Source organism: Sphingomonas bacterium (assembly GCF_903643035.1).
Taxonomy (GTDB): Bacteria; Pseudomonadota; Alphaproteobacteria; order Sphingomonadales; family Sphingomonadaceae; genus Sphingomonas.
Genome location: NZ_CAHJWW010000284.1, coordinates 1 through 3,495, shown reverse-complemented (window position 1 = coordinate 3,495; position 3,495 = coordinate 1). Strand labels below are relative to the sequence as shown.

Annotated in this window: 4 protein-coding genes; all 4 read right to left on the bottom strand. The window is 71.3% G+C overall.

All coding sequences use genetic code 11. From position 1 onward, the window contains the following. The coding region (locus tag HUV01_RS13910; RefSeq protein ID WP_174298812.1) for a M16 family metallopeptidase at positions 1-1,117 on the bottom strand (1,117 nt) is incomplete at its 3' end. Between the two features lie 89 nt (positions 1,118-1,206). Beyond that, entirely contained in the window at positions 1,207-1,410 is a 204-nt protein-coding gene (locus tag HUV01_RS13905) for a hypothetical protein (protein WP_174298811.1), read from the bottom strand. A gap of 9 nt (positions 1,411-1,419) precedes the next feature. Beyond that, entirely contained in the window at positions 1,420-2,547 is a 1,128-nt protein-coding gene (gene tgt, locus HUV01_RS13900) for a tRNA guanosine(34) transglycosylase Tgt (RefSeq protein WP_174298810.1), read from the bottom strand. Between the two features lie 49 nt (positions 2,548-2,596). After that, positions 2,597-3,495, bottom strand: an 899-nt coding sequence (locus tag HUV01_RS13895) for an OB-fold nucleic acid binding domain-containing protein (RefSeq protein WP_254606669.1), incomplete at its 5' end; no start/stop codon positions are given.

Sequence of the window (3,495 nt, the reverse complement as noted above, 5' to 3'; positions counted from 1 at the left end):
TGCTCCATTGCCTGTCGCGCAGCCGGGCGAGCTCGTGCCGCAACGCCGCCTCGCCGGCCTCGGCGGTCTTGCCGCCGGCGACGATCGCGAACACCTCGAACAGGCCGGCGTCCTGGCGCGAGTCGACGCTGGCGCTGACGTCCTGGGCCAGTCCCTGGCGGTACACCAGGTTCTCGTGCAGCCGCGAGCTGTCGCCGGTGGCCAGCACCGCGCTCAGCACCTCCAGCGCCGGCGTGTCGGCGTCGCGGTCGGGCGGGATCTGATAGCTCATCATGATGGCGGGCAGCGGCGTGTTCGCCTCGTACACCGTGCGGCCGACGGCTGCCTGGCGCACGGGCTCGGTCACGGTGACGCGCGGGATGGTTTCCGCCGGCCTCGCGATCGGGCCGAAATACGTGTCGACCCAGCGGTCCAGTAGCGCGGGATCGAAATTGCCCGATACCACCAGCACCGCGTTGTCGGGCCGGTAATAGGTCGCGTGGAAGGCGCGCACGTCGTCCAGCGTCGCCGCGTCGAGGTTGGGGATGCTGCCGATCACGCCGCGCGCATAGGGATGGCGCTGATAGGACAGCGCGGGCAGGTAGGTGCCATACAGCTTGCCATAGGGCTGGGCGAGGATGCGGGTGCGGTACTCCTCCTCGACCACCTGGCGTTCCGAGGCGAAGTTCGCCTGATCCACCACCAGCCCGCTCATCCGGTCGGCCTCCGCGAACAGCAGCCGTTGCAGGTGATTGGCGGGAACGACCTCGTGGTACTCGGTATAGTCGTCGTTGGTGGACGCGTTGTTGTTGCCGCCCACCGCTTCGGTCAGCAGGTCGAACTGCTCGGCGTTCAGGTTGCGCGTCGCCTTGAACATCAGATGCTCGAACAGGTGTGCGAAACCCGATCGGCCGGCGGGATCGTCCTTGCCGCCCACATCGTACCAGACCTGCACCGAGGCGTTGGACGTGCCGGTGTCGCGGATCGCATACACGCGCAGGCCGTTGGGCAGCGTCCGCTGCGTGAAGGCGATGGGCTGGACGGGCGGCGCCGGATTAGTGGCCTGACCCAGGGCGGGGAAGGCAAGAACGGCGGGCGCGACGAGCGCGGCGGCGAGCAGGGCGGCACGAAAGCGCATCGGGATCCTCGGGTTACAATGTCTCCCGCAGGCTTCTGCATGGCGCCGGACGATCCCGCAATGGGGTCGATCCGGCGATGGGGTCCGCGCTATCCCTCCTTGCGGCCGCTTCGCGCGTACAGCACCGCGGCGGCGACCGCCGCCGAGCCGATGCCGACGCCCAGACCCAGGCCAAGGGGTCCGATCCGGCCGATCCGCCAGCGGCGCGCGCGGGCGGCGTCGATTGCGTCGGCGGCGGCCATGGCGGACGTCCTGGCGCTGCGGACGGTGGCGAGGATCTCGTTGTCGGGCATTCGTCTCTCCTATCGATCGGCGCTGTAGCGGGCGCGGAAGTCGCTGGCGAATGCCGCGAGCCGACCGTCGGCGATGGCCGAACGAAGGTCCGCCATCAGCGTCTCGTAGAACCAGACGTTGTGCTGCGTCATCAGCATCGCGCCCAGGATCTCCTGCGAGCGGACGAGGTGGTGGAGATATGCCCGGCTCCATCGGGCGCACACCGGGCAGGAACAGGCCGCGTCGAGAGGCCCGGTGTCCTCCGCGTGGCGCGCGTTGCGCAGGTTGAGCGGGCCGGAACTCGTGAACGCCTGGCCGGTGCGGCCCGAACGGGTGGGCATCACGCAGTCGAACATGTCGACGCCGCGCTCGACCGCGCCGACGATGTCGGTCGGCTTGCCGACGCCCATCAGATAGCGGGGGCGATCCGCGGGCAGCCGGCCGGGCGCGTGGTCGAGGCAGGCGAACATCGCCTCCTGCCCCTCGCCGACCGCGAGGCCGCCGATCGCATAGCCGTCGAAGCCGATCGCGATCAGCGCGTCGGCCGAGGCGTGGCGCAGCCCCTCGTCCAGCGCGCCCTGCTGGATGCCGAAGATCGCATTCGCCTGTCCATGGCCCTCGTCCGCGTCGAAGGTCGCGCGGCTGCGCACCGCCCAGCGCATCGACCGCTCCATCGCGGCGGCCTGAACCTCGCGCGTCGCGGTGGTGGGCACCAGCTCGTCGAACGCCATGACGATGTTGCTGCCCAGCAGTCGCTGGATCTCGATCGACCGTTCGGGGCTGAGCAGGTGGCGGCTGCCGTCGAGGTGGGACTTGAACGACACGCCCTCCTCGGACCGCCTGGTGAGATCCGACAGGCTCATCACCTGATAGCCGCCCGAATCGGTCAGGATCGGCCGGTCCCAGCCCATGAAGGCGTGCAGGCCCCCCAGACGCGCGACCCGCTCGGCGCCCGGCCGCAGCATCAGGTGATAGGTGTTGCCCAGGATGATATCCGCGCCCGCCGCCGCGACCTCGTCGGGGCGCACCGCCTTGACGGTGCCGGCGGTGCCGACCGGCATGAAGGCGGGAGTGCGGATCGTGCCGCGCCGCATCGCGATGGCGCCGGCGCGCGCGCGGCCGCAGGTGGCGTGGATGGAAAAGGCGAAACGGGTCATCGCGCGCGGCTGTGGCGGAGGGGATGGCGGGTGTCGAGCGGCGACCGGTCTAGCGGTCCTGCGACCGCCGACGCGCCGCGTCCTCGGGATCGCAGCCGTCGCGGAAGGGCGGATGCCAGTCGCTCCGTCCCCTGGGCCGCCATCCGGCATCGCCGCGATCGGGGGCGCCGGCGTGCGTCGCGCCGTCGCCCGGGCTCGTCATCCGCGGCAGGTCGATGTCGCCCACGCGGCGCAGCATCGCGGTGCGGTCGACGATCCGGTCGGCGATGACGTGGACCACCTCTCCCTCCTTCTGCACGCGGCCGATGACCGAGATCATCGCGGCGGACATGACCGCGGTGCGCTGCGCCTCGAACCGGTCGGGCCACAGGATGATGTTGGCGACGCCGCTTTCGTCCTCGATCGTGATGAACAGCACGCCCTTGGCGCTGCCCGGCTTCTGGCGGACGAGGATGATGCCGGCGACCTCGACCCGCCGGTCGTTCATCCCCGCCACCTGGTCGCAGCGCACCACCCGCTCTCGCGCCAGCTCGCCGCGCAGAAAGAACAGCGGATGCTGGCGCAGGCTGAACTGGGTCGCGCGATAATCCTCCACGACCTCACGCCCCGCCGACAGAGGCAGCAGCGAGACGAGCGGTTCGTGCCGCTCCGCGAGCGCCAGGAGCGGCAGCGGCGCCTCGCCCAGCCCGCGGATCGCCCACAGCGCCTGTCGCCGGTCCAGCCCCATGCCAGCGAACGCGTCGGCGCGCGCGAGCGCCTCCAGCGCGGCGAGCGGCACGCCTGATCGGCGCCACAGGTCCTCCACCGACGCGAACGCCCGTTCGCCGCGGGCCGCCACCACGCGCGCGGCGTGGAGCGCGGACAGGCCGGCGACGACCCGCAGGCCGAGGCGAAGGGGGAGGAGCGTCGTTTCCGTCACCCCGGACCCGTTCCGGGGTCCAGCGGCGC